This is a genomic window from Janthinobacterium sp. 1L-D-8-B-C4 (assembly GCF_057291295.1).
Map to the genome: position 1 here is coordinate 163,716 of NZ_JBXAVX010000011.1, position 24,335 is coordinate 188,050.

Below are 24,335 nucleotides of genomic sequence, written 5' to 3' on the forward strand. Positions count from 1 at the left end.
CCTTATGGTGACGCCATGTACTTAGTAGATCGCCTTGCCGGAAGCATCTTTCAGGTTGGCTTTCCACGATTCCTGCACCAGCTTCACGACCGATGCCGGCATCGGCACGTAGTCCAGTTCAACCGCAGCGGCGCCACCGTTCTTGTAGGCCCAGTCGAAGAATTTCAGCACTTCCTTGCCCTTGGCTGCGTCAGCCTGGGCTTTGTACATCAGGATGAACGACACGCCGGTGATCGGCCAGCTGTTCTTGCCAGCCTGGTCGGTCAGTACCACGCCGAAGCCAGGGGTCTGGGTCCAAGGCGCCGAAGCAGCAGCTGCCTTGAAGTTTTCATCGTCAGGCTGCAGGAAGTTGCCGTCCTTGTTTTGCAGCTGGGTGTGCGACATATTGTTTTTCTTGGCATACGCCCACTCGACGTAACCGATTGCGCCCTTGATGCGCTGCACGTTGGCGGCAACGCCTTCGTTACCCTTGCCGCCCACGCCCACGGCCCATTTCACGGCCGAGCCAGCACCGATCTTCGATTTGAATTCCGGGTTGGTTTTCGACAGGAAATCGGTGAACAGGAACGAGGTGCCCGAACCGTCGGCGCGGTGCACCACGGTGATTTCGGTGTCCGGCAGCTTGACGCCGGTGTTCAGTGCGGCGATTTCCGGCGCGCTCCATTTGGTGATCTTGCCCAGGTAGATATCGGCAACGACCTTGCCGGTCATTTTCAGCTGGCCAGGTTTCACGCCGTCGAGGTTGACGATGGTGACCACGCCGCCCATGATGGCCGGGAACTGCATCAGGCCCGCTTCTTCCAGTTCTGCTGCCGTCAGCGGCATGTCGGACGCGCCGAAGTCAACGGTCTTGGCCTTGATTTGCTTGATGCCTGCGCCGGAACCCACGGATTGATAGTTGAGGCCATTGCCGGTATTGGCTTTGTAGGTCTCGGCCCATTTGGCGTAGATCGGGTACGGGAAGGTTGCACCAGCACCTGTCATATCTGCCGCCATGACGGAAGCGGAAGAAAATGCCATCGCTGCCGAAGCACCCACGACGATAAATTTGAACATTTGCTTCATTTGCATATCAAGTCCTCAGGTTATTACAAGGTTGTTGGAGCGTCATGCCCCGGTGAATGCTGTGCAGTCTAGCAAGCGAATGTGACAGCTTTATGACATGCCTTGAAATTGTTGAAATATTTGCCTACGCCCCGCAAACACGCTTTTTGAGGGCGCTTCATGACAGGCCGCACGGCCATTTATGACAGCCGATGTCACAGGCGCGTCATATTTCATCGTTACACTATTGACACGTCACAACCACGCCTACGCGCCCGAATACGGCTAGAATTAACTATCTGTAAAGTTAAAAGAATATGAAACCTGAACTGCACACGGAAGTGACCAAATCGGGCATCCTGCTTGACCGGGAATTGTCGCAACTGACCTTTAACCGGCGCGTGATGGCGCAGGCGGAAGATCCGAATATTCCCCTGCTCGAACGCTTGCGCTATCTGTGCATCGTCAGCAGTAACATGGATGAGTTCTTTGAAGTGCGCGTGGCCAGCCTGCTGGCGGCCGGCAGCATCGGCGGCACCCTGGCCGGCCACCCTGCCCTGGCGGCCAATCTGCAGCGCATCGACAAGGAATGCCATGCGCTGGTGGAACAGCAATACGAGATATTGAATAACGACGTGCTGCCGGCGCTGCGCGCGGCAGGCGTGCATTTGCTGCGCGACCATGACCGCAACGAGGCGCAGCGCGCCTGGGTCAAGGATTATTTCGACCGCGAAGTGCGCCCGCTGCTGACGCCAATCGGCCTCGACCCGGCCCACCCGTTCCCGCAGGTGGTCAACAAGAGTCTCAATTTCATCGTCTCATTGAGCGGCAAGGATGCCTTTGGCCGCGGCACGGCGATCGCCATCGTCAAGGCGCCGCGCGTGTTGCCGCGCGTGATCAAGCTGCCGGACGAGATTTCCGACGGCGTCTCCTTCTGTTTGCTGTCTTCGGTGATCCACGCGCATATCTCGGATCTGTTTGCCGGGCGCGAAGTGATTGCCTATTCGCAGTTCCGCGTCACGCGCGACAGCGACCTGTGGGTCGACGAGGACGAAGTCAAGAACCTGCGCCAGGCCCTGAAGGGCGAACTGGTAGGCCGCCAGTTCGGCACCTCGGTGCGCCTGGAAGTGGCGCGCAACTGCCCGCAGGAACTGTCGCAATTCCTGCTCGACCAGTTCAACCTGGACCAGAGCCGCCTGTACCGGGTCAACGGCCCCGTCAACCTGGTGCGCCTGTCGGAAATGATCGACCATGTGCAGCAGCCGGCCTTGCGCTTTGCGCCGTTCATCCCGGGCCAGGCCCATAAAGCCATCGGCACCGATATCTTTGCCACCCTGGCCAAACACGACATCCTGCTGCACCACCCGTTCCAGTCGTTCCAGACCGTGATCGACTTCATCCGCAGTGCCGCGTATGACCCGGCAGTGGTGGCCATCAAGCAGACGATTTACCGCACCGGCATGAATTCGGACCTGATGGAATCCCTGATCATGGCCGCCAAGCTGGGCAAGGAAGTGACGGTCATCGTCGAGCTGATGGCGCGCTTCGACGAGGAAGCCAATATCAACTGGGCCGACAAGCTGGAACAGGCCGGCGCGCAAGTGGTCTACGGCGTGGTGGGCCTGAAAACCCACGCCAAGGTGGCGCTGGTGATACGCCGCGAAGAAGGCGCGCTGCGCTTCTATGCCCACCTGGGCACCGGCAACTACCACCCCACCACCACCAAGCTCTACACCGACTTTGGCCTGTTGACGGCCAAGCAGGACCTGGCAGTGGAAGTCAATGAGGTGTTCATCCACCTGACCAGCCTGACCAAGCCGCACAACCTCAATCACTTGTGGCTGGCGCCGTTCGGTCTGCAAAGCGAAATCATCAAGGCGATTCGCAACGAAGCAAAGATCGCCCGCTCGGGCAAGCGCGGCCGCATTATCGTCAAGATCAATGCGCTGGTCGATGAATCGGTGATCCGCGCCCTGTATGCAGCCTCGACCGACGGCGTGAAGATCGACCTGATCGTGCGCGGCGCCTGCACCCTGAAGCCGGGTGTGCCGGGCTTGTCGGAAAACATCAAGGTACGCTCGGTGATCGGCCGCTTCCTGGAGCACAGCCGCATCTATTACTTCCGCAACGACCTGGCGCACGATGTTTACCTGGCCAGTGCCGACTGGATGAGCCGCAACCTGTTCCGTCGCGTCGAAGTGGCATTCCCGATACTGGACCGTGCCTTGAAACGCCGCGTGATTGCCGAAGGCCTGAACCCGTATTTGAAGGATAATACGAATGCCTGGGAACTGGAACCGAGCGGCCAGTACACGCGCCGCAAGCCGCGTGCCAAGCAGACGCCGTTCAGCGCCCAGCAGTACCTGATGCACAACCTGGGCACGCCCGCCCCTGACGTGGGCGAGTAAGCCCACCGCCAACCGCACCGACCAGGAGGAACACATCATGGATCTTATCTTGTGGCGCCATGCCGAAGCCGAACCGGGCGTGCCCGACCTGGAGCGCGCACTGACCGTCAAGGGCCAGAAACAGGCGCGCCGCATGGCCGAATGGCTCGCTTCGCAACTGCCCGACAATTGCCGCATCCTCGTCAGCCCGGCCGTGCGCACCTTGCAAACGGCCGAGGCGCTGGGCCGCAAGTTCAAGCTGATGCCGGAACTGGCGCCCGGCGCCGAAGCCGAAGATATCTTGAAAGCGGCCAACTGGCCCGGCAACAAGGAAACCGTGCTGATCGTCGGCCACCAGCCCACCTTGGGCCAGGCTGCCGCGCTGCTGCTGACCGGCGAAGAGCAGGACTGGGACATGCGCAAGGCCAGCGCCTGGTGGTTTTCGCAAAGGGAACCGGGCGACGCCCTGAGTGTTTATCTGAAGGCGGTAATGGCGCACGACCTGGTGAAGTAAAGATCAAGCAGACGCAAGACGCCTGTGCCGTTTGCTTGTAAAGCGCCGGCTATCTGCTAGAGTTTAATTGCATCAACTACGCGTCGTGGCAACGCTGCGGCGCATTGAGCAACCCAGCGGACAGCCGTCCAACGGCGGCTGAAACATCATGTTGACCTTTCTTGTCTTTCTCTTTATCGCCATCTTCGCTGCCATCATCGGCTTTGTTGCCTTTGAGCTGGTCGAAGAAATGCGCGGCAGCCACCACAAACTGATGGACCGCTATCACGAGTAGCGCACCACAGCTCCAATCAATGGCGCCAGTGACGGCATCACCGTCCCTCGCGCCATTGCTGTTTTCAGACGCCCGTTTTGAACTTGGTATAAATGCGCGTCATCAGGCGGCGAATGTCGGCCGTGATCGCTTCAGGTGCTGCCATGCGCTGCTTGTCGGCGTCCGGCAGGAAGATCGCCTTGTTCTCGGCAATATCCTTGCGCACATATTTCAGGCTCGGCACGTTCGGGTTGGCATAGAACACCTTGTTGGTCAGGCTGGCATGCACTTGCGGACGCAGGATGTAGTTGATAAAGGCGTGCGCATTGTTCGGATGCGGCGCGTCAGCAGGAATAGCCATCGTGTCGAACATCAGCGCCGCCGTTTTCGGCACCAGCACCTGGATCACATTGCCGTTCTTGGCGTCAATTGCGCGCTGGCGCGCGATATTGATGTCGCCCGACCAGCCAAGCGCCACGCAGACCGAACCGTTGGCCATGTCGTTGATATAGCCAGACGAGCTGAACAGGGTCACGTACGGACGGATCGCCTGCAGCACCTTGCCTGCTTCCTGGTAGTCGGCCGCCGTTTTCGAATACGCCGGCTTGTTCAGGTACTGCAGCGCGGCCGGCAGCACTTCGGACGGCGAATCGAGGAAGGAGACGCCGCACGATTTCAATTTCGACACATACTTGGGGTCGAAGATCAGGTCCCAGGCGTTGTCCGGCATCGGCATGGTGCCGAGCGCGGCCTTGACCTTGCTGACGTTGATGCCCACCGTGGTGTAGCCCCACAGCCAGTCGACCAGGTAGTCATTGTTCGGATCGATCTTCGACAGCTTGGCCTGCAGGCTGGCGTCCAGGTTGCCGATGTTGTTCAGCTTGCTCTTGTCGAGCTTGCGCAACAGGCCCGCATCGATCTGCAGCCGCGCCCACTGGGCCGTCGGCACCACGATGTCATAGCCCGACTTGCCGGCCACCAGTTTCGCGTTGAGGATTTCGTTATTGTCGAAAACATCGTAGCGCACCTTGATGCCGGTCTCCTTCTCAAAGTTCTTGATCGTCTCGTCGCCGATATAATCGGACCAGTTGTAGATATTCAGGACTTTTTCTTCCTGCGCATGCGCGGGCACCGCCAGCACGGCCGCCGCCAGGCTCATTCCAAGTACGATGCGTCGTCCTGCCTGCCATTTGCTTGCCATATCCCAACCTCCAGAGTCATCGAAAAATAGTGCTGATGATAGCAACAAGGGCGCGGTCAGGTCCAGCCTGATCGCGCCCCCGCAGCGGTGCTGTCTTGCAGCTTATACTTTATCGAGCCCCACCTGCGCGCCCGTAAACACCAGGTTGCCGCCCTGGGCATCGATATGGATCTCGTCCTTCGGACCAAAACGGCCTTCGAGGATCAATTTGGACAGCGGATTTTCGATCTGCTGCTGGATCGCCCGTTTCAATGGCCGCGCGCCATATACCGGATCGTAGCCCGCCTCGGCGATCTTCTGCAGCGCCGCGTCCGTCATCGACAGGCTCATGTCCATGCGCGCCAGACGTTCTTCGAGGATTTTCAGCTGGATCTTGGCGATCGCGCCGATATTTTTCTCGTCGAGGCCATGGAACACCACGATCTCGTCGATACGGTTGACAAACTCGGGACGGAAGTGCGAACGTACCTCGGCCATCACCGCCAGTTTCACCACCCCGGGATCGTCGCTTTCCATCGCCTGGATTTTATGCGAGCCCAGGTTAGAAGTCATGATGATGACGGTATTCTTGAAGTCCACCGTGCGGCCCTGGCCGTCCGTCATGCGGCCGTCATCGAGCACCTGCAGCAGCACGTTGAACACGTCGGCATGGGCCTTTTCCACTTCGTCGAGCAGGATCACGCTGTACGGCTTGCGGCGCACGGCTTCGGTCAGGTAGCCGCCCTCGTCGTAGCCCACATAGCCGGGTGGCGCACCGATCAGGCGGGCCACCGAGTGCTTCTCCATGAACTCGCTCATGTCGATGCGTATCATCGATTCTTCCGTATCGAACAGGAAGGTCGCCAGGGCCTTGCTCAGCTCGGTCTTGCCGACCCCGGTCGGCCCCAGGAACATGAAGGAACCATACGGCCGGTTCGGGTCCGACAGGCCCGCGCGCGAGCGGCGGATCGCATCGGCCACGGCCGTGATCGCCTCATCCTGGCCCACCACGCGTTCATGCAGCTTCTCTTCGATATGCAGCAGCTTGTCGCGCTCGCCCTGCATCATGCGCGAGACGGGAATCCCGGTCGCGCGCGACACCACTTCGGCGATCTCTTCGGCGCCCACCTGGGTGCGCAGCAGCTTCGGCTGGTCGGACGGTACTTTCGCCAGCCCGCTGTCAGCCTGCTTGAGCTGGGCTTCCAGCTGCGGCAGTTTGCCGTACTGCAGCTCGGACACCCTCTGCCAGTTGCTTTCGCGCGTGGCCTGCTCCATCTGCAGCTTGACCTGTTCGATCTCTTCCTTGATATGCGTGCTGCCCTGCACCACCGCTTTTTCCGCCTTCAGGATTTCCTCGAAGTCATTGTATTCACGCTGCAGCTTGACGATCTCTTCGTCGATCAGGCCCAGGCGGCGCAAGGACGCCTCGTCCTTCTCTTTCTTGACGGCTTCTTTCTCGATCTTCAGCTGGATCAAGCGGCGTTCCAGGCGGTCCATCACTTCCGGCTTGGAATCGATCTCGATCTTGATCTTGGCCGCCGCCTCGTCGATCAGGTCGATCGCCTTGTCGGGCAGGAAGCGGTCGGTGATATAGCGGTGCGACAGTTCCGCCGCCGCGATAATGGCCGCGTCGGTGATCTCGACCTTGTGGTGCAGCGCGTATTTGTCCTGCAGGCCGCGCAGGATGGCGATCGTCGCCTCCACCGTCGGCTCGTCGACCAGCACCTTCTGGAAGCGGCGTTCCAGCGCGGCGTCCTTCTCGATATATTTGCGGTACTCGTCGAGGGTGGTGGCGCCCACGCAGTGCAGCTCGCCACGCGCCAGGGCGGGTTTGAGCATATTGCCGGCGTCCATCGCGCCTTCGGCCTTGCCGGCGCCGACCATGGTGTGCATCTCGTCGATAAAGACGATGCTCTGGCCCTCATCCATCGCCAGTTCTTTCAGTACCGATTTCAAGCGCTCTTCGAACTCGCCGCGATACTTGGCGCCAGCCAGCAGGGCCGCCATGTCCAGCGACAGCACGCGCTTGCCTTTGAGCGACTCCGGCACTTCGCCATTAACGATGCGCTGCGCCAGGCCTTCGACGATGGCCGTCTTGCCGACACCGGGTTCGCCGATCAGCACGGGGTTGTTCTTGGTGCGGCGCTGCAGGATCTGGATGGTGCGGCGGATCTCGTCGTCGCGGCCGATCACCGGGTCGAGTTTACCCTTGCGGGCGCGCTCGGTCAGGTCCAGCGTGTATTTTTTGAGCGCCTCGCGCTGGCCTTCGGCTTCCTGCGAGTCGACTTTATTGCCGCCGCGCACGGCCTCGATGGCGGACTCCAGCGACTTGCGGCTCAAGCCGTTTTCGCGCGCGAGCTTGCCCGCGTCGGACTTGTCGTCGGCCATCGCCAGCAGCACCATTTCGCTGGAAATGAACTGGTCGCCGGCTTTTTGCGCTTCCTTGTCAGCCAGGTTCAGCAGCGCCGCAAATTCGCGGCTGATCTGCACGTTGCCGTCGGTGCCCGACACTTTCGGCAGGCGTTCCAGCGAGGAGGTCAGCGCCTTGGACAGGCCACCGACATTCGCGCCGGCGCGCTGCAACAGCGAGCGCGCGCCGCCGTCGTCCTGGTTCAGCAGGGCGGTCAGCAGGTGCACCGGTTCGATATACGGATTGTCGTTGCCGACGGCAAGGCTTTGCGCGTCGGCCAGGGCTTCTTGCAGTTTGGTGGTGAGTTTATCTTGTCGCATGATGAAAAGTGCTCCCGGTTAATTCGTTGTGAATCAAATTGGGGTGTGGCAGAACTTTTCAAGCATACACATTGCAACAAAATAATGCAGTGGCGCTGCGCCGGCGTCTATCGCAAGCTTGACCTGCGAGGCCGGTTTACAAGGCGCGCCACTTGTCGAGCGCCGTTTCATCGGTCACACGCGCATCGACCCAGCGCGCGCCCTCGGGCGTGTCTTCTTTTTTCCAGAACGGCGCCTCGGTCTTCAGGTAGTCGATAATGAATTCGCAGGCGGCAAACGCCTCGCCACGGTGGCCGGACGATACCGCCACCAGCACGATCTGCTCCTGCGGCATCAAAGGCCCGACGCGGTGGATCACCAGCGCACCAGCCAGCGGCCAACGCGCCTTCGCCTGTGCCACGATGGCCTCGATCGACTTTTCCGTCATGCCCGCATAGTGTTCCAGCTCCATCGAGGCCACGTTGAGGCCCTCGTTCATGTCGCGCACGGTACCGACAAAGCCCACCACGGCGCCCACCTTGGGATCGTGCGCGCGCAATTGTGCAATTTCGTGACTCAGGTCAAAATCGGCTTCCTGGATGCGCACGCTGGTGTTCATTGCGCGCCACCGATACGGCGCAGCAGCGCCTCGATGCGGCTGGCCGTGCGCGCGTCCGTCAGCGCGGCGATCGCGCACAGCTGCATCAGCTGCGAGGCCTGGGTGAGCGGCTTCTGGCCCGATTTCAACGATGACTGCAGCACGTCGACCTGCATCTTCAGGCGGTCTCGCGCGAACTCGGCACCGCTGTCGACGCCGGCGACAATTTCCAGGCGCAGCACTTCGTCCAGCAGGCGCGGCACATTCGCTTGCAGCTTGGCCACATACGTGACGCTGCCGTCTCCGATGGCGGCCAGCGCGGCGGCAAAGCGCGTCTGCAGGCTGCGTTCGTATTGCGCGTCAAGCGGCGGCAAGGCGCTCCAGCGTTCGGTCCAGGCCTGCGCATCGACTTCGCCGCCGTCGGCCAGCTCAAGTTCCAATGCCTGCACCAGGCGCAGCTTGTCGCGCATGGCGTTCGCCTGCGCCGCGCCGGCGCGCTGGGCGATGGCGTCGGCCTGCGCCTGCAGCGAGGCGATGGCGTCCTGGTAGCGTTGCTCGATCTTCGCTTCGCTGGCGCGCGGCACCGGGCCGGTGGCGTTCCAGGCAGCGCGCGTCTCGCGCAGCAAGGCATTGATGAAGGCGGTGCGCTGCTTGTCATCGCCCTCGGGCACGACAGCCGTTTCCAACGCGGCGCACAGCGCCTCGCGCGCATGCAGGTGTTCGCGCCGTTCATGGTCGGCCGCATGCGCGGTTTCCTTGCGCCTGGCAAAGATATCGTCGCAGGCGGCGCGGAAACGCTGCCACAAGGCCTGCTCGGCGCGGCGTTCCAGCGGCAGGGCCTTGGCCAGCTCCTGCCATTTGTCCTGCAGGGCTTTCAGCATGTCGACCGTGTTGCGTTCGGACGGTTTCAGCAGGCCTACTTCGATGATCAATTGCTCGCGGCGCGCCGTTTCGATCATGCGCTGCGTATCGAGTGGTTTGAGCAGGGCGTCGAGCGCCGCGCCGAATTCGCCGTCCAGGCGTTTCTTTTCCTTGCGGTCGATGGTGCCCAGGCGCGTCCAGGCCTGGCGCAGGCGCTGCGAACTCGACGCCACGTGCTTCCAGTCGGTGCTCTGCTGCGTTGCCAGGGCAGCGGCTTCGTCTATCAGTTCCTGGGCCTTGGCGGCATTGCCGTGGCGCTCTTCGGCCAGTTGCTTGAAATGCAGTGCCGCCGGCGCATAGGCCACCGTGCAGGCCGCGTCGAAACGCTCCCACAGCGACTTGGGCGCCGGGCCGGACAAGGTATCGAGCGACTTCCAGCGCTCGCGCAGGCTGCCGACCTTTTTCGCCAGCTCGCTCATCGGCAACGCTTGCGCCGGCAATTCCTCGCCGGCCTTGACCAGTTCCTCGCGCGAAACGTTGCCGCCCCAGCGCGCCCAGTCGGCCAGTTGCTTGAACTGCGCGCGCACATGGGCCAGGCGGTCGGCCTGGGCCGGCGTCAGGCGGCCGTGCTTGCTGTCGCGCAGGGTTTTATCGTGCTCGGAGGCCATATGCAGCAAGCCTTCGGCCAGCGCCGCTTCCATGGCGTCGAGCGTCTTGAAAAATTGCTCGTTCGCTTCTTTCGACACCGGCGCCAGCTCGACGCGCACCTTGCGCATGTTCGAGCCTGATTCGGCAGCTTTGGCCGTTTCCGCGGCAAGCGGAACCTCGGGCGCCGGCGCGCTGGCCAGAACCAGCTGGAATTGCTGCTGCAGGCTGTCGGACAACGGTGATTCGGGCAGGCGTGGCAGCGCTTGCCAACTACGCCTGAGCGCATCGGCGTCCAGGGTGGCGGCGTCCTGCGCCTGCCATTCGGCCAGCGCCGCATGACGGGCGTCGAATACGGCCTGGTGCTGCTGCAGCGCCAGCAAGGCCGACTGCGCCTGCGCGCGCGCCTGGTCAAAATCAAGCGCCAGGTGTTTCGGCAGCGAAGCGCGCTCGGGCGACTGCACGTGCTGCGCATGTTCGGCGTCGAGACGCGCCAGGGCCTGGCTCAGTTCGTCTGCCGACTGGCCAGCACCAGCCAGCTGGCGGGCGGCAGCCACGGCGTCGATCACCGCGCGCTGCAACGCCACTTGCGCTTCCAGGCGCAACGCCAGGGCGGAGCGCGCGGCGGTGAACTGTTCGGCCAGTTCCGGCGTGGCCTTGATGACCTGCCACTGGCGATCGAGCTCGGCGACCTGGTTCGGACTCAGTTTTTCATCGTTCAGCAAACGCTGCGCGGTGGCGATGCCGGCTTGCGCACGCTGGGCTTCGGCTGCCTGGTGGCGTATCAGGTCGATGCGGCCCTGCACCAGCTTGGCAACGCGGCGGTCGGTATTGCGCATCGCCTGGTGGACTTTTTCCAGCAGCGCCAGCGAATGCACGTGTCCGGCCGCGATCAGGCGCGCTTCGGCAAATTCACTGGCGATAATGAAATCGGCTGCGGCGGCCTCATCGCCGGCCACGGCATGCGCGCGCGCCAGCTGTTCGGCGCGGCGCGATGCGCTCTGCGCCGTAGCGGCGGCCTGCTCTGCCACCACAGGATCCGGTGCGGTGGTTTTGCCAGCCTTGCTGACTTTACTGGCAGAACGCTTGAAGAGAAATTCGAACATGACGGGTTTCGCGTGGATCAAAACCACCATCATAACAAAGCCAGGGGCATTGCATCAGACAGCAATGAAGTAATTATCAAATAACAAACTTAATCATTTTCTCATGAAAAAGCCGTGTCATCGCTTCATGCCACCTGGTGTTGTGCCCCCACGGCGCCGGCAGTGGCGCCGCAGTTGGCGGCCACTGCCGGTGCATGCACCGGAGCGGCGGCCAGGGCAGCGCTTGCCGGCTGCACAAACGGCAACACGCGCGCCAAACTGCGGCGGTTTTCTGCCACCCGCGCGTCGTGCGCCAGGAACTGGTAGGCGATGGCAAACCAGGCTTCGCCAGCGATCACCCGGCGCGCCAGCGCAAACAATTCACGCTCTTCCATTTCCAGGCGCGCCATCAGGGCCGCACAAAAGCTGTCGATGGCCGCGCCCAGTTGTTCCACCTGCTGCCCCGGACTGTCGATCGAGGCCATGGCGCGCCGCTGCACCAGATTGATGCTTTCCAGCGCAGCATGGTTAAGCTTGGCCAATTCTTCCAGCAAGCCATCGGCGTGCGGCGTCGCCTGCCGGATCGCGGGCACCAGATACTGGTCCACCTTGCGCCAGTAGCCGAACTGATACAGGCGGTTCAGCCAGTCACCGGCATAGTCCAGGTGCGCCAGGGTCAGCTGGCGCTGCAGGTGCAATTGCGCCTGCATATATTGCTGAAATGACAGCAGGCTGACGCGGATGCTGGCCTGCTCGACCGACAAGGACACCAAAGTATATGTTGCTGTTAGCATGCACTCACTCCCATAAGCACGGTCAAGACGGAACCGTGAATTGAGAGTGTAAAGACTGCCGACACGGGCGGGTTTGATCCTGCACAAACCCTGGCCAGCGCGAACTCACTCGCGCAAGCGGATATGCAGGTCCACCACGCCCGGCTCTTCCGATGGCGTGACGGTGCCGCCAAAGCTTTTCACCAGCCGCTGCATGCCCTTGTTGCGCGCCATCGCCTCGCCCACCAGTTCCTCGGTGCCGCGGCTGCGGAAGTAGTCGACCAGCTTTTCAAACAGGATATGGCCCAGGCCCTGCGCCTTCAGTTTCGAGCGCACGGCAATCGCGAAATCGGCCGTGATATTGTCCGGGTCGGCCACCGCGCGCACCACGCCCAGGGTTTCCGGTTCGCCATCGGGGCCCGCATGGGTGGCGATGAACGCCATCGCGCGGTCGTAGTCGATCTGCGTCAGGCGCGCCAATTGCGACAGCGGCAGCTCGCGCATCGAGGTAAAAAAGCGCAGCCGCACGTCGTCCGGGTCAAGCGCATTGAACAGATCCACATGCTTCTGTGCGTCCTCCGGGCGGATCGGGCGCAGCACGATCGATTGCCCCATCCACGTCACCTCCTCTTCCAGCTCCTGCGGATACGGGCGGATCGCCAGGCGGTCGGCGCTTTGCCCCGGCTGCAGGCGGATGCGCGCGTCGAGCGCGATCACGCCGTTGGCGTCGGCCACCAGCGGATTGATATCGAGTTCGGCCAGCTCGCCGATATCGGCCACCAGTTCGGCCACCTGGATCAGCGCGTAGCAGATGGCGTCGATATTGGCCGCCGGCTGGTTGCGGTAGCCGGCCAGCAGTTTCGACACGCGCGTGCGCGAGAGCATGTCGCGCGCCAGCACCATGTTCAGCGGCGGCAGGCCGATCGCATGGTCAGCCGTCACTTCCACCGAAATGCCGCCCTGCCCCACCAGGATCACAGGGCCAAACGCGCTGTCGGTGGTAACGCCGACGATCAGTTCATGCGACTGCGGCCGGCGCGCCATCTGCTGCACCGTGAAGCCGTCGATCAGCGCATCGGGCCGCATCTTGCGCACGCGCTTTTCCATCGCGGCGGCGGCCGTGCGCAGGATCTCGGGATTGTCGAGGTCCAGCGCCACGCCGCCGACATCGGATTTATGCGCGATATCGGGTGAATGAATTTTCAGGGCGACCGGATAGCCGATGTCAAGCGCCACCGCCAGCGCTTCTTCCACGTCGGCCGCCATGCGGGTGGTGGCCACCGGAATGCCGTAGGCGGCCAGTATCTCTTTTGACCTGCATTCGCCCAGCACCGTCTGGCCGGCGGCGATCGCCTGCGCGACGATTTCGCGCACGCGCGCGCGGCGTGGCGTGGCTGACAGCGGCAGCTGGGCCGGCACCTCCATCAGGGTGTCCTGGTTGCGCCGGTACTGCACAATCTGCATGAAGCCATGCACGGCTTTTTCGGGCGTGTCGTAGGTGGGAATGCCGGCGCGGTTGAACACCTGGCGCGCCGGCGCCACCGTGGTGCCGCCCAGCAGGCAGGTCAGCACCGTGCGCGAGGTGGCCTTGATCAGCGGCGTGACCGCTTCGGCGATCTCCATCGACGACACCATGGCAGTGGGCGCATGCAGCAGCAGCATCGCGTCCGCTTCCGGTTCCGATAGCAAGGGTTTGATGGCGTCGACATAGCGCTGCACCGGCGCGTCGCCGGCCAGGCCGACCGGGTTGTCGTGCGACCAGCCCGGCGGCAAGGCTTTTTCCAGCGCGATCACGGTCTCGGGCGACAGTTCGGCCAGCTTGCCGCCCTTGCCCACCAGCGCATCGGTGGCCATCACGCCCAGGCCGCCGCCATTGCACAAGATCGCCAGGCGCTCGCCGCGCTGGGCGCGGATATGCGTGAGCGTCTCGACCGCGTCGAACAGTTCCTCGGCCGAATACACGCGCAGCATGCCGGCGCGGCGTATCGCCGCGTCGTACACGGCGTCGGAACCGGCCAGCGCGCCTGTATGCCAGGCCGCCATCGCCGCGCCTTCGGCTTCACGCCCGGCCTTCAGCACGATCACCGGTTTGCTGCGCGCGGCGGCGCGCGCGGCCGACATGAATTTGCGCGCCGCCTGGATGTCTTCCATGTACAGCAAAATGGCGGCGGTATCGATGTCGCCGGCCAGGTAATCGAGCAGGTCGCCAAAATCGATATCGGCGCTGCCGCCCAGCGAAATGAATTTTGAAAAGCCCACGCCGTGCGCATGCGCCCAGTCCAGCACGCCCGACACCAGCGCGCCGGACTGCGACACGAAGGCGATCTTGCCGGCGGTGGCCCCCACATGCGTAAAACTGGCGTTCAGGCCGATTTTCGGCACCAGGAGGCCCATGCTGTTCGGTCCCAGGATGCGCAGCAGATGCGGCTTGGCCGCCTTCAGCATCAAATGGCGCTGCTTGCCGTGTTCGGCATTGTCCAGGCCCGCCGTCATGACGATGGCCGCGCGCGTGCCCATCGCCCCCAGATCGCGTATCAGGCCCGGCAAGGTGGCCGGCGGCGTGCAGATGATGGCCAGGTCGGGCGCCTTCGGCAGCTGGCTGAGCTTGTGGTAGCAGCGCAGGTCGTGCAATTGATCGTACTTGGGATTGACGGGATAAATGGCGCCCTGGAAGCCGCCTTGCAGAAGATTGCCGAGGGCGATGGCGCCCAGGCTGTGTTCGCGCCGGGAAGCGCCGATCAGGGCCACCGAGGCAGGCTTGAACAGCTTGTCGAGATTACGGATACTCATGCTCTGGCCTTATGGACTGTGCTGGCGATCTGCCCGCAGCGGCTGCGCCAGTGTATAGGATGCGCCGGCAAAAAAACTTGACCTTGTGGTGCGTTTTATCAAAAAGTGATGGCAGCGCCACTACCAGCGCGAATGGTGGCTTTCCGTCACGCCCGCCAGCTGGGCCACGATACGCTTGGGCGCCTGCGTGCTGGCACGTACCCAGCCGCTGAAAGTGCCGATCGGCTGGATATAGCGGCTGGCCGCCAGCCACAAATTGCGCTCTTCGCGGCGCGCGCCTTCGGGCTTGAAATGCAGGTCCAGCAGGTCGTCGTCGGTCCATACATGCCAGGGCGCCAGCGGGTTGTCGGGATTGAAGTCAAAATGGGCGCGCGCCAGCGGATACAGCTGGCCGTCGAGCCACAGCACGTTTTCCTGCGCGCCGAAGTAGCCTGCCTGCAGATTGAAGCCCAGGTCCAGCCCATGCGCCGAGGCCCAGCGCCATTCCGTCTCGCGCGCCAAGAGGCCGTTCGAATAATCGAAGCTGGCCACGCCATCGTCAAGGCTGTAGCCAATGGCGCCGCAGCGCACCGTTCCCCACAGCGGCAGGCCGCCCGACTTTTGCGTCGCATGCACGCTGCCGCCCTCCACCGGGCCGACGGCCAGCAGAACCGGCGACACCGACGGGCCGAATTCGGCGTCGATGCCAAAGTGGCCGCTATCGAGCAGCAAGCGGTAGCGGTGCTGGGGCACCGCCTCGATATCGATCGTCTGCGACAGGAAACGAAAGCGGCTGCCGGCGGCCGCATGCGGCGCCACCCTGGCCGACAGGCCCGGCACGCCATCGCGCGAGAAAGACGCCACGATCTTACCCTTGCGGCGGTCGAACGCATAGGCGAAGGCGGTGCTGGTCCAGCCCAGGTCGACGATGGCCACCGCGCAGAACAGTTCAGGCGTGGCCAGCGCCACGTAATGCCAGCGCTTGTGGTGGAACAGCCGCCACAGCGCACCGCGCGCGTGGGGCGGCGCCAGCTGCGCCCAGTCAAACGCGGGCGCCAGGCCGGCATAGCGGCCGAACAGCGGCGCGCCGCTGGCGTCAAGCAAGCTGGGTGGTGCTGGCGGCAAGGTCATGCGGCTGGCCTCCTGCCCGGGGTGAACCGGCGATGTTCGCGATCAGGTCTGTTCATGCGATAAAGATACCGCATTTTGCCCGCGCGGCTCGCATTTTTGCCACACCAGCCGGGCGCCGCACGGCGCGCTTGACAGGCCAGGGAGGCTGCGATAATGTGACAAAATATTTCCATGCGGAAATTAAATCCCCCGGCATCAATGATCGTTCTGTACACGCCCCGCGCGCGCGGGCGGTGCTTTGGTGGCTGGCAAACCTTCTCATCCATAACAAATAATCAAGGAAGCGTTCATGACTCAATTTCGGCATAGCCTGCGCGCAGTGCCACTGCTGCCGCTGGTGTTGGCGCTGGCGGCCTGCGGCGGTGGCGGTGGCAGCGAAACAACGGCTACGGCAACCGCGGCTGCGGTGTCGCCTGCGACGCAGCTGGGCGCGGTCGTCTCGTCGGAAACCGTGCTCACGCCGGTCGGCGCGACGGCCAGTTCGGCTGAACGGGGCGACCTGTCGGCGGCCGCCGCCATCGACCGCAACGACAGCACGCGCTGGGGCAGCGGCTTTACCGACGGCGAATACCTAACGCTCGATTTCGGCGTGTCGAAACCGATCACGCGCGTGCGCATCTCGTGGGAAAACGCGCATGCCAGCGCCTACCTGCTGCAAGTGTCGGACGACCTGAACAACTGGACCACCATCCGCAGCGTGGACAACAGCAGCGGCGGCGTCGAGGACATCACGGGTCTGACGGGCCAGGGCCGCTACCTGCGCATGCAAGGCGTCAAGCGCGCCGGCCAGTACGGCTATTCGATTTTTGAAATCCAGGCGTTTTCGGGCACGCCCGCCACCGTGCCGACCGAGCCGCCGGTGACGCCGCCGGTGGTCCCAAGCGACCCGACCCAGCCGGGTGTCTTGCTCAAACCGGTCGCCGCCACCTCGTCGCCAGTGGAAAACCCCGGCATGTCGGCCGCCATGGCGATCGACGGCAAGAGCGCCACGCGCTGGGCCAGCAGCTTTGAAGACGGCGCCTGGATCCAGTTCGACTTCGGCGCGCCGACCGCCATCGGCTATCTGCAGCTGCAATGGGAAAACGCCTACGGCAAAGAGTATGCCTTGCAAACCTCGAACGACGGCAACACCTGGACCCAGGTTCGCTACGTCACCAACGGCAAGGGCGGCACCGAGGAATTCTTCAACCTGGGCGTCAGCGCGCGCTTTATTCGCCTGCAAGGCGTGGCACGCGCCACCCAGTATGGCTATTCGCTGCTCGAAGCGGTATTCAAGTCGCCCGGCAGCGACAACACCTTGCCGGTACAAGTAACCTCGGCACTGAAATTCCCGCTCGATGGCAGCGCTTTTGCGCCCCTGCCCGCCGCCCGCGAGCCGCTTGAAACGCTGCAGTTCTCGCTGGCCGACGGCACCCTGGTGACGCGCTTCGGCGCGCGCGGCCTGGCCCGCCATGGCCGCGAACGGGGCGAGGAATGGAACGAAGCCGGCTATGGCCCGAACGAGACGGTCGATCCGGTGACCGGCCTGCCAGTCGACAAGGGGCCGGGCAACTATCTCACGTTCGTGCCGCAGTACTTCAAGAACCGCACCTGGGGTGTCGAGATCATCGACAACAGCAAGGTTGCCGGCGTGACCAAACCGACCTTGATCGTCAACCAGTACACCACGGTCGACTTCCTGTCCGGCGGCGTGGCCTTTTTCCGCGGCTTCGACCGCCCTGGCGTGACCGGCTACGGCTGGATGTCGCCGGGCGAACTGGTCGACCGCAACGTGCCGGTATGCAAACCGCTGGCCTACCCGGCCGCCGGCAAGCTCAATACCGCCAACGGCATCAACGGCGCCTGCACCCTCTTGATCAAGGACTACCCTGGCCACGGCGGGCTGGACGCCAACGGTATGCCGAATGGTCTTGATGTCAAGGCACGCGCGCTGGTATCGGGCGACATCATCGAAGTGTCGCCGTCGATGTTTTCCACCAAGGAAGCGATGGCGGCCCAGGGCGACGACGGCGGCATCCGCTACTATTCCTATGAGTGGACGTATGTGGTGGGCGCCGGCCTGCGGCCATGGTATGGCGTGCAGCCGCGCCTCAATTCGGTGCCGCTGCCGGCCGAGACGCTGTCCGGCGGCCTGGGTTCCGTGTCGTACAACTACTCGGACAACGCGCTGTTCATGTTCCAGCAGCCGCACAACCATATCGGCATGCAGAACATGCAGCGCTTCGTCGAAGGCCGGCGCCTGGTGCATACGAACTTCCGTACCGGCGAACACAATGAAGGCGGCAATGACCGCTACGCGCCAGCCGTCGGCCTGCAGGGCCAGCGCTACACCCAGTCGGCCTGCATCGCCTGCCACGTCAACAATGGCCGCAGCCCGGCGCCCGCTTCCATCAACCAGCGGCTCGACATGATGGCCGTGCGCGTCGCGGCGCTCAATGCAAACGGCCAGCAGGTGCCGCATCCGCAATACGGCACGGCGATCCAGATGAACGCGGTATCTGCCAGCGGCGTAGCGCAGAACTGGGGCAACAGCGTCAGTGTCGGCGGCTTCGAGACCAGCAAGGTTACCCTGGCCGATGGCTCGGTGGTCGAACTGCGCAAACCGGTACTGGCCTTCGAAGGCGCCGTGCCGGCCATTGCTTCGCTGCGCGCCGCGCCGCCGATGATCGGCACCGGCCTGCTCGAAGCCGTACCCGAAGCCGACATCCTGGCCCGCGTGCGCGCCACGCCCGACGCCGACGGCGTCAAGGGCCAGGCCAACTTCGTGTTCGATCCGGAATCGGGCGCGGTGCGCCTGGGCCGCTTCGGCTGGAAAGCCGCCAAGGCCACCTTGCGCCAGCAGGCGGCCGAGGCGCTGCTGCTGGACATGGCGGTGACGTCGCCGGTCTATCCGAACCGCGCCTGCATTGCCGGACCTGCCGCCTGCGCGGCCGGCGGCAAGCAGGCCGGCATTTCGGAATCGGACCTGCAGTCGATCTCGCACTACCTGGCCCTGGTGGCGGTACCGGCCCAGCGCAGCATCGCCAGCGGTTTCCCGAAAGGCGTGGCGCCGATCGACGAACTGAAGGTCGATGCGCAGCAGGTGGCAGCCGGCTCGAAACTGTTCCAGGGCATGCGCTGCGCCGCCTGCCATACGGCTGAAATGAAGACCGGCTCCGGCCATCTGTTCGCCGAACTGCGCGACCAGACCATCCGCCCTTACACCGACCTGCTGCTGCACGACATGGGTCCGGGCCTGGCCGACAAGTTCGCCGAAGGCCAGGCGCAAGGCGCCATGTGGCGCACCGCGCCGCTGTGGGGCATCGGCTACACGGAAAAGGTAATGGGCAAGGAAGGCAAGGCCGGCTACCTGCATGACGGCCGCGCACGCAGCCTGACCGAAGCGATCCTGTGGCACGGCGGCGAAGGCACGCGCGCGCGCCAGCGTTTCGAGGCGCTGTCGAAGGCGGAACGCGAGTCGCTGCTGGCGTTCCTGAAGTCGCTGTAACGTTGCAAACAGGCCGGCGCCAGCGCGCCGGCCATCCTCTTCAGTCCTTTTTCTTGATCAGCCCCGCCAGCGCCGCGAACGGATTGTGCGTCGCCGGCACCAGCTCGGCCGACAGCAGGCCGGCGCCACGGTCCGCTTCCAGGTAGCGCGAGTGTTCGTTGTCGTGGCAGTACAGGCACAGCAATTCCCAGTTGCTGCCGTCGGGCGGATTGTTGTCGTGATTATGGTCACGGTGATGCACGGTCAGCTGCTGCACGTTGGCGCGCGTGAATTCGCGCATGCAGCGCCCGCAGATCCACGGGTACATTTTCAGCGAACGTTCGCGATAGCCGCTCTCGCGCTGGTCGGCGGCGCGGCGCGCTTCGGCGACGATTTTGTCCAGCCGGGCGGCATCGGGCTTTTTGGTCTGCATGGCAGGCAACTTTCAAGATGGAAGGGAGAAGCCGCCATTTTAGCGCCAGCGCCAGCCAAACAGGCAGCGGCGGCAGCACCTTGTCACGGCTGGACAACTTTTTTAGCTTGAATTGCGCCATGCGGCCTTGATTTAAAGCAAAATAGACTGAGCGAACCACCCTTCCACGACTCTTGCGCGCAAGCATATCGATGACAAGAACCCTGCAACGCTTGGCCAGCCGTGTTTATAACATCAGCCTGCTTCCCCTGTTCGCGCTGCCGCTGCTGGTCGCGCTGTGGGGCGGCCTGTTTTACCAGGTGGGCCAGGAGCGCGCTGGCGCCCGGCGCGACGCGGTGGCGGCCAGCCAGTCGCTGGCGCGCACCCTGGCCGACCATACCAGTTATATCCTGCGCCAGACCGATCACGCCACCCAGCTGTTCAAGCTGCAATATGAAGCCACCGGCGCCCGCCTGCCGCTGGCCCGGTTCACGCGCACGCAAGGCCTGATGGACAGCGTGCTGCCGTCCAAGCCGGAGCTGCCGATCGCCGTCACCGATGGGCTCGGCAATATTATCGACAGCGACAACAATTACCCGTCCGGCAACCTCGCGGGCCAGCCCTTCTTCCGCACCCTGGCGGCCACGCCCGGCGATATTGCCCTGGTCGACACGCCCGTGGTCGACGCCGCCAGCAAGAAGTGGATGATACGCTCGGCGCGCCGCCTGAACGATGCCGAAGGCGGCTTTGCCGGCGTGATCGTGATCCTGGTCGACCCTACCTATTTTGTCGACGACCATGACCGCCTGAACCTCGACGAACACGGCGCGCTGATGCTGGTCGCGCGCGACAGCGGCTACTCGGTGGGCCGCATCGGCGAACGGCTGGTCATCAGCGACCAGATCGACTTTCGCATGCCGGGCCCGCCCACCCATGCACCTGATGAAGCGGAAATCGCGCCGCCGCCGGACGCCACTGCGCGCATCTACAGCTACCGCGACCTGGGCCGCTATCCGCTGCTGGCGGTGGTCGGCGTCAGCAGCGCCACCGCGCTGGCGCATTTCGAACACCGGCGCCGCGTGTATATCGGCGTGCTGCTGGCCGCCAGCGTGCTGATCATCGCCTTCACGTCCTTGCTGATGCGCCAGAGCCGACGGCTGCGGCGCAGCATCCGCCAGGCCAAGGACGCGCAGGCGCTGTTGCGCGCGGCGCACCAGGGCAGCCTCGATTCGGTGATGCTGCTGAAAGCGTGGCGGCCGGCGCCCGGCAAGCCGCCCGAAGATTTCATTTTCGCCGACGTCAACGAGCGCGCCGCCGAAGTACTGGGCAAGCCGCGCGCAGAATTGCTGGGCCAGCGCGCGCTGCCGCTGGCGCCCGTGCTGCGCGACGAGCGCTTCTTCCAGCGCTTCGTGCTGGTGATGGAGTCGGGCCAGCCGCTGGAAGACGAGTTCGAGCTGACCCTGCCACACGGCGGCACGCGCTGGCTGCGCCACCAGATCGTGCCGATCAGCGACGGCGTGGCAGTCACCTCGCGCGACATCAGCGCGCGCAAGCACGACGAGCTGGCGCTGCAGGACAACCGCAGTTTCCTGCAGTCGCTGGTCGATCACCTGCCGGTGCTGGTGTATGCCAAAAGCGCGCGGCCTGAAAATTTCGGCAAGATGGAAGTGTGGAACAAGGCCGCCGAAGATATCACCGGTTACCTCGCTGGCGACGTGATCGGCAAGACCGACTGCGCCGCCTTCCCGGCGGACTTCGGCCTGCACGACGAAGCGGACGACCGCGCCATCCTGGCCGAACGGGGCGTGATCGACCATCCTGAAAAGCCGCTGCGCCTGCCTGACGGCAGCGTGCGCCACCTGCATGCCGTGTCGGTACCGGTGTTCGACGAGCGTGGCCAGGTCGAGCATATCCTGTGCATCGGCGAAGACATCTCGCAGCGCCGCCAGCAGGAACTGGCACTGCGCCAGAACCAGGCCGAACTGGCGGCCGTCAACGACGCTTCGCCACTGGGCCTGGTGCGCCTGGACCGCGAGCGCCGCTGCACCTATGTCAACCGTACCTTCGAGGCGATCACCGGCCAGCCGCGCGCCTCGGCGCTGGGTGCCGGCTGGACCAGCGCCCTGCATCCCGACGATTTTGCGCTGATGCACGCGGCCCTGGAACAGCTGCGGCGCAGCCACACGCCGCTCCAGTCGACCTTGCGCTGGCTGCACCGCGACGGCAAGCTGGTGTGGGTGTCGATGAAGATTGCGCCCATCCTCGTCGACGGCGGCATCGAGGGCTATGTGGGCAGCCTGGACGACATCACCATCCTGCGCGAATCGGAGGTGGCGCTGCTGGAAAGCGAAGCACGCCTGCGCACCATCGCCAACGCCCTGCCGGCCATGATCGCCTATGTCGACGCCGACGAAATCTACCGCTTCCTGAACCTGGCCTACGAGCGCGAGTTCGGCCTGATCGGCTTGCAGGCGCTGGGGCGCAGCGTGCGCGACACCGTGGGCGCCGTACGCTACGCCACGGTGGCGCCGTATATTGCGCGCGTGCTGGCCGGCGAAACGCTGAGCTTTGAAGAAGACGACGTCAAGGAAGGCATCGAGCGCTGCATGGAAGTGATCTACATCCCGCAGATCGGCGAAGACCATCCGCAAGTGGCGGGCTTTCACGTGATGCGCCAGGATATCACCGTGCAGAAGCGTGAAAAACAGCGGCTGCTGCAACTGGCCCAGGTCGATGCGCTGACGGGCCTGTCGAACCGCGCCGGCTTCGTGCAAAAGCTCACCGACGCCATGCACGCCAGCCGCAAGCAGGGCCGGCTGATGGCTGTCATGTACATGGACATCGACCGCTTCAAGCCCGTCAACGATACCCACGGCCACGGCACCGGCGACGCCCTGCTGCGCGCCTTTGCCCAGCGCCTGACGCAAACCATGCGCGCCACCGACATCATCGCGCGCCTGGGCGGCGACGAATTCACCATCATCATGGAGCGCATCAGCCGGCCCGAAGACGCGGCCGTGCTGGCCGCCAATATCGTCTACGCCATGCGCCAGCCGTTCGAGCTCGACGGCATCACGGTGAATATTTCGGCCAGCATCGGCGTGGCCTACTACCGCAACGAAGACATCTCGCCGGCCGCCCTGTTGCAGCAGGCCGACGTGCTGCTGTACCAGGCCAAGCAGGATGGCCGCAATACCTACCGGGCCGCCACCATGATCGACTAGGGCAGATGGTATATTGGCGCTTTGCCCTTCCCACCGATTCCGCCATGCGCCTGCTGCACACTTCCGACTGGCATCTGGGCCAGACCCTGCACAATTACGAGCGCGGCTACGAGCACCAGCACTTCCTCGACTGGCTGCTCGCCACGCTGGTCGCGCAGCGCATCGACGTGCTGCTGGTGGCCGGCGACGTGTTCGACAACGCCAACCCCTCGGCCGCTTCGCAAAAGCAGCTGTATGTCTTTCTGCAACAGGCACGCGCGCGCCTGCCTGCCCTGCAAATGATCGTTATCGCCGGCAACCACGATTCGGCCGGCCGCCTGGAAGCGCCCGCCCCTTTGCTGGCCGGCTACGGCACCCACATGCTGGGCCACATCTTGCGCGACGAGGCCGGCCAGATCGACCTGGAACGGCTGCTGCTGCCATTGACCGGCGCCAGCGGCGACGTCGAGGCCTGGTGCCTGGCCGTGCCCTTCCTGCGCCCCGGCGACGTGCCGAAACTGCCGGCCGGCAGCACCCAGGATGCTTATCTCGGTGGCATCGCCCTGCTGTACCAGCAGCTGACCGAACTGGCGCTGGCGCGGCGCACGCCCGGCCAGGCGATCATCGCCATGGGCCACTGTCATATGGTGGGCGGCGAAATGTCGAACGACTCGGAGCGGCGCATCGTCATCGGCGGCACCGAAATGCTGCCTTCCGGGATCTTTGACCCGGCGATCGCCTATGCGGCGCTGGGCCACCTGCACCTGGCGCAGGCGGTCGGCGGCCAGCAGCATATCCGCTACTGCGGCAGCCCGATCCCGCTGTCGTTCGCCGAAGTGCATTACCGCCACCAGGTGCTGTGCCTCGATATCGATGGCGAACAGCTGCAGCAGGTGCGCGCCATCGAGATTCCACGCGCCGTGCCGCTGCTGCGCGTGCCAGACAAACCGGCGCCGGTGGCAGAAGTGCTGGCGCAGCTGGCCGCGCTCGACCTTCCCGGCGCGCTACACGAAGCGCAGCCGCTCCTGGAGGTGCGCGTGCGCCTGGACGCGCCCGAGCCCGGCCTGCGCACGCGCATCGAAGCGGCGCTCGACGGCAAGCCGGTGCGCCTGGCGAAGATCGAAACGTCGAGCGCGGCCAGGTCCGCCACGATTGAATCGATGACGCTGGACCAGCTGGCCCAGCTGCAGCCGGACGAAATCTTCCGCCGCCTGTACCAGCAAAAATTCGGCAAGGAAGCGCCGCCCGAACAACTGTCCGCGCTGGCGGAACTGCTGCTGCCCGGCGCCTGAGTCTCACTGCGTT

General features: G+C 64.0%; 15 protein-coding genes. 6 read left to right on the top strand and 9 right to left on the bottom strand.

Annotated elements, in window-relative coordinates; all coding sequences use genetic code 11:
- Window positions 1-21: 21 nt before the first annotated feature.
- Entirely contained in the window at window positions 22-1,071 is a 1,050-nt protein-coding gene (gene pstS / locus AC0Z42_RS19335; RefSeq protein WP_485469810.1) for a phosphate ABC transporter substrate-binding protein PstS, read from the bottom strand.
- Between the two features lie 290 nt (window positions 1,072-1,361).
- On the opposite strand from pstS, the gene ppk1 reads away from it, so the two are divergent.
- The 3 genes from ppk1 to AC0Z42_RS19350 all read left to right on the top strand — a co-directional run bounded on the left by ppk1 (window position 1,362) and on the right by AC0Z42_RS19350 (window position 4,219).
- Window positions 1,362-3,452 carry a polyphosphate kinase 1 gene (gene ppk1, locus AC0Z42_RS19340; protein ID WP_485469811.1) on the top strand — a complete coding sequence of 697 codons (2,091 nt, stop codon included), beginning with the start codon at window positions 1,362-1,364 and terminating at the stop codon, window positions 3,450-3,452.
- 37 nt (window positions 3,453-3,489) lie between these two features.
- Window positions 3,490-3,945: a phosphohistidine phosphatase SixA gene (sixA, locus tag AC0Z42_RS19345; protein ID WP_485469812.1), complete on the top strand. Its 456-nt coding sequence runs from the start codon at window positions 3,490-3,492 to the stop codon at window positions 3,943-3,945.
- Window positions 3,946-4,093: 148 nt separating this feature from the next.
- Window positions 4,094-4,219, top strand: a complete 126-nt coding sequence (locus tag AC0Z42_RS19350) for a hypothetical protein (protein ID WP_255206302.1) — start codon at window positions 4,094-4,096, stop codon at window positions 4,217-4,219.
- A gap of 64 nt (window positions 4,220-4,283) precedes the next feature.
- On the opposite strand, the gene AC0Z42_RS19355 is transcribed toward AC0Z42_RS19350, so the two are convergent.
- The 7 genes from AC0Z42_RS19355 to AC0Z42_RS19385 form a co-directional block, all read right to left on the bottom strand.
- Complete coding sequence (locus tag AC0Z42_RS19355; protein ID WP_485469813.1) at window positions 4,284-5,399, bottom strand: polyamine ABC transporter substrate-binding protein; 1,116 nt, start codon at window positions 5,397-5,399, stop codon at window positions 4,284-4,286.
- Between the two features lie 102 nt (window positions 5,400-5,501).
- Window positions 5,502-8,108: an ATP-dependent chaperone ClpB gene (gene clpB, locus AC0Z42_RS19360; RefSeq protein ID WP_485469814.1), complete on the bottom strand. Its 2,607-nt coding sequence runs from the start codon at window positions 8,106-8,108 to the stop codon at window positions 5,502-5,504.
- A gap of 136 nt (window positions 8,109-8,244) precedes the next feature.
- Window positions 8,245-8,706, bottom strand: a complete 462-nt coding sequence (gene moaE, locus AC0Z42_RS19365; RefSeq protein WP_485469815.1) for a molybdopterin synthase catalytic subunit MoaE — start codon at window positions 8,704-8,706, stop codon at window positions 8,245-8,247.
- Window positions 8,703-11,297: a DUF349 domain-containing protein gene (locus tag AC0Z42_RS19370; protein ID WP_485469816.1), complete on the bottom strand. Its 2,595-nt coding sequence runs from the start codon at window positions 11,295-11,297 to the stop codon at window positions 8,703-8,705. The genes moaE and AC0Z42_RS19370 overlap by 4 nt, the downstream gene beginning before the upstream one ends.
- 125 nt (window positions 11,298-11,422) lie before the next feature.
- Complete coding sequence (locus AC0Z42_RS19375) at window positions 11,423-12,070, bottom strand: hypothetical protein (RefSeq protein WP_485469817.1); 648 nt, start codon at window positions 12,068-12,070, stop codon at window positions 11,423-11,425.
- 105 nt (window positions 12,071-12,175) lie between these two features.
- Complete coding sequence (locus tag AC0Z42_RS19380) at window positions 12,176-14,839, bottom strand: bifunctional acetate--CoA ligase family protein/GNAT family N-acetyltransferase (RefSeq protein ID WP_485469818.1); 2,664 nt, start codon at window positions 14,837-14,839, stop codon at window positions 12,176-12,178.
- Between the two features lie 120 nt (window positions 14,840-14,959).
- Window positions 14,960-15,949 carry a DUF2804 domain-containing protein gene (locus AC0Z42_RS19385; RefSeq protein WP_485469819.1) on the bottom strand — a complete coding sequence of 330 codons (990 nt, stop codon included), beginning with the start codon at window positions 15,947-15,949 and terminating at the stop codon, window positions 14,960-14,962.
- 289 nt (window positions 15,950-16,238) lie between these two features.
- Between AC0Z42_RS19385 and AC0Z42_RS19390 the strand changes: the two genes are divergently transcribed.
- A complete protein-coding gene (locus AC0Z42_RS19390; RefSeq protein WP_485469820.1) occupies window positions 16,239-19,436 on the top strand; it encodes a di-heme oxidoredictase family protein in 3,198 nt (1,065 codons plus the stop codon).
- 40 nt (window positions 19,437-19,476) lie between these two features.
- Here AC0Z42_RS19390 and AC0Z42_RS19395 read toward each other — a convergent pair whose 3' ends face one another.
- Window positions 19,477-19,848, bottom strand: coding sequence for a YajD family HNH nuclease (locus AC0Z42_RS19395; RefSeq protein WP_485469821.1), 372 nt, complete (start codon window positions 19,846-19,848; stop codon window positions 19,477-19,479).
- A 191-nt stretch (window positions 19,849-20,039) separates the two neighbouring features.
- On the opposite strand from AC0Z42_RS19395, the gene AC0Z42_RS19400 reads away from it, so the two are divergent.
- Window positions 20,040-23,051, top strand: a complete 3,012-nt coding sequence (locus AC0Z42_RS19400; protein ID WP_485469822.1) for a PAS domain-containing protein — start codon at window positions 20,040-20,042, stop codon at window positions 23,049-23,051.
- Between the two features lie 44 nt (window positions 23,052-23,095).
- On the top strand, window positions 23,096-24,322 hold the full coding sequence (locus tag AC0Z42_RS19405; RefSeq protein ID WP_485469823.1) for an exonuclease SbcCD subunit D C-terminal domain-containing protein: 1,227 nt from the start codon (window positions 23,096-23,098) through the stop codon (window positions 24,320-24,322).
- Window positions 24,323-24,335: the final 13 nt, after the last annotated feature.

What these genes read in the sequence shown, in the direction of transcription:
- pstS (WP_485469810.1), bottom strand. Translation starts at nt 1,071, where the DNA reads ATGCAAATGAAGCAAATGTTCAAATTTATCGTCGTGGGTGCTTCGGCA.
- ppk1 (WP_485469811.1), top strand. Translation starts at nt 1,362, where the DNA reads ATGAAACCTGAACTGCACACGGAAGTGACCAAATCGGGCATCCTGCTT.
- sixA (WP_485469812.1), top strand. Translation starts at nt 3,490, where the DNA reads ATGGATCTTATCTTGTGGCGCCATGCCGAAGCCGAACCGGGCGTGCCC.
- AC0Z42_RS19350 (WP_255206302.1), top strand. Translation starts at nt 4,094, where the DNA reads ATGTTGACCTTTCTTGTCTTTCTCTTTATCGCCATCTTCGCTGCCATC.
- AC0Z42_RS19355 (WP_485469813.1), bottom strand. Translation starts at nt 5,399, where the DNA reads ATGGCAAGCAAATGGCAGGCAGGACGACGCATCGTACTTGGAATGAGC.
- clpB (WP_485469814.1), bottom strand. Translation starts at nt 8,108, where the DNA reads ATGCGACAAGATAAACTCACCACCAAACTGCAAGAAGCCCTGGCCGAC.
- moaE (WP_485469815.1), bottom strand. Translation starts at nt 8,706, where the DNA reads ATGAACACCAGCGTGCGCATCCAGGAAGCCGATTTTGACCTGAGTCAC.
- AC0Z42_RS19370 (WP_485469816.1), bottom strand. Translation starts at nt 11,297, where the DNA reads ATGTTCGAATTTCTCTTCAAGCGTTCTGCCAGTAAAGTCAGCAAGGCT.
- AC0Z42_RS19375 (WP_485469817.1), bottom strand. Translation starts at nt 12,070, where the DNA reads ATGCTAACAGCAACATATACTTTGGTGTCCTTGTCGGTCGAGCAGGCC.
- AC0Z42_RS19380 (WP_485469818.1), bottom strand. Translation starts at nt 14,839, where the DNA reads ATGAGTATCCGTAATCTCGACAAGCTGTTCAAGCCTGCCTCGGTGGCC.
- AC0Z42_RS19385 (WP_485469819.1), bottom strand. Translation starts at nt 15,949, where the DNA reads ATGACCTTGCCGCCAGCACCACCCAGCTTGCTTGACGCCAGCGGCGCG.
- AC0Z42_RS19390 (WP_485469820.1), top strand. Translation starts at nt 16,239, where the DNA reads ATGACTCAATTTCGGCATAGCCTGCGCGCAGTGCCACTGCTGCCGCTG.
- AC0Z42_RS19395 (WP_485469821.1), bottom strand. Translation starts at nt 19,848, where the DNA reads ATGCAGACCAAAAAGCCCGATGCCGCCCGGCTGGACAAAATCGTCGCC.
- AC0Z42_RS19400 (WP_485469822.1), top strand. Translation starts at nt 20,040, where the DNA reads ATGACAAGAACCCTGCAACGCTTGGCCAGCCGTGTTTATAACATCAGC.
- AC0Z42_RS19405 (WP_485469823.1), top strand. Translation starts at nt 23,096, where the DNA reads ATGCGCCTGCTGCACACTTCCGACTGGCATCTGGGCCAGACCCTGCAC.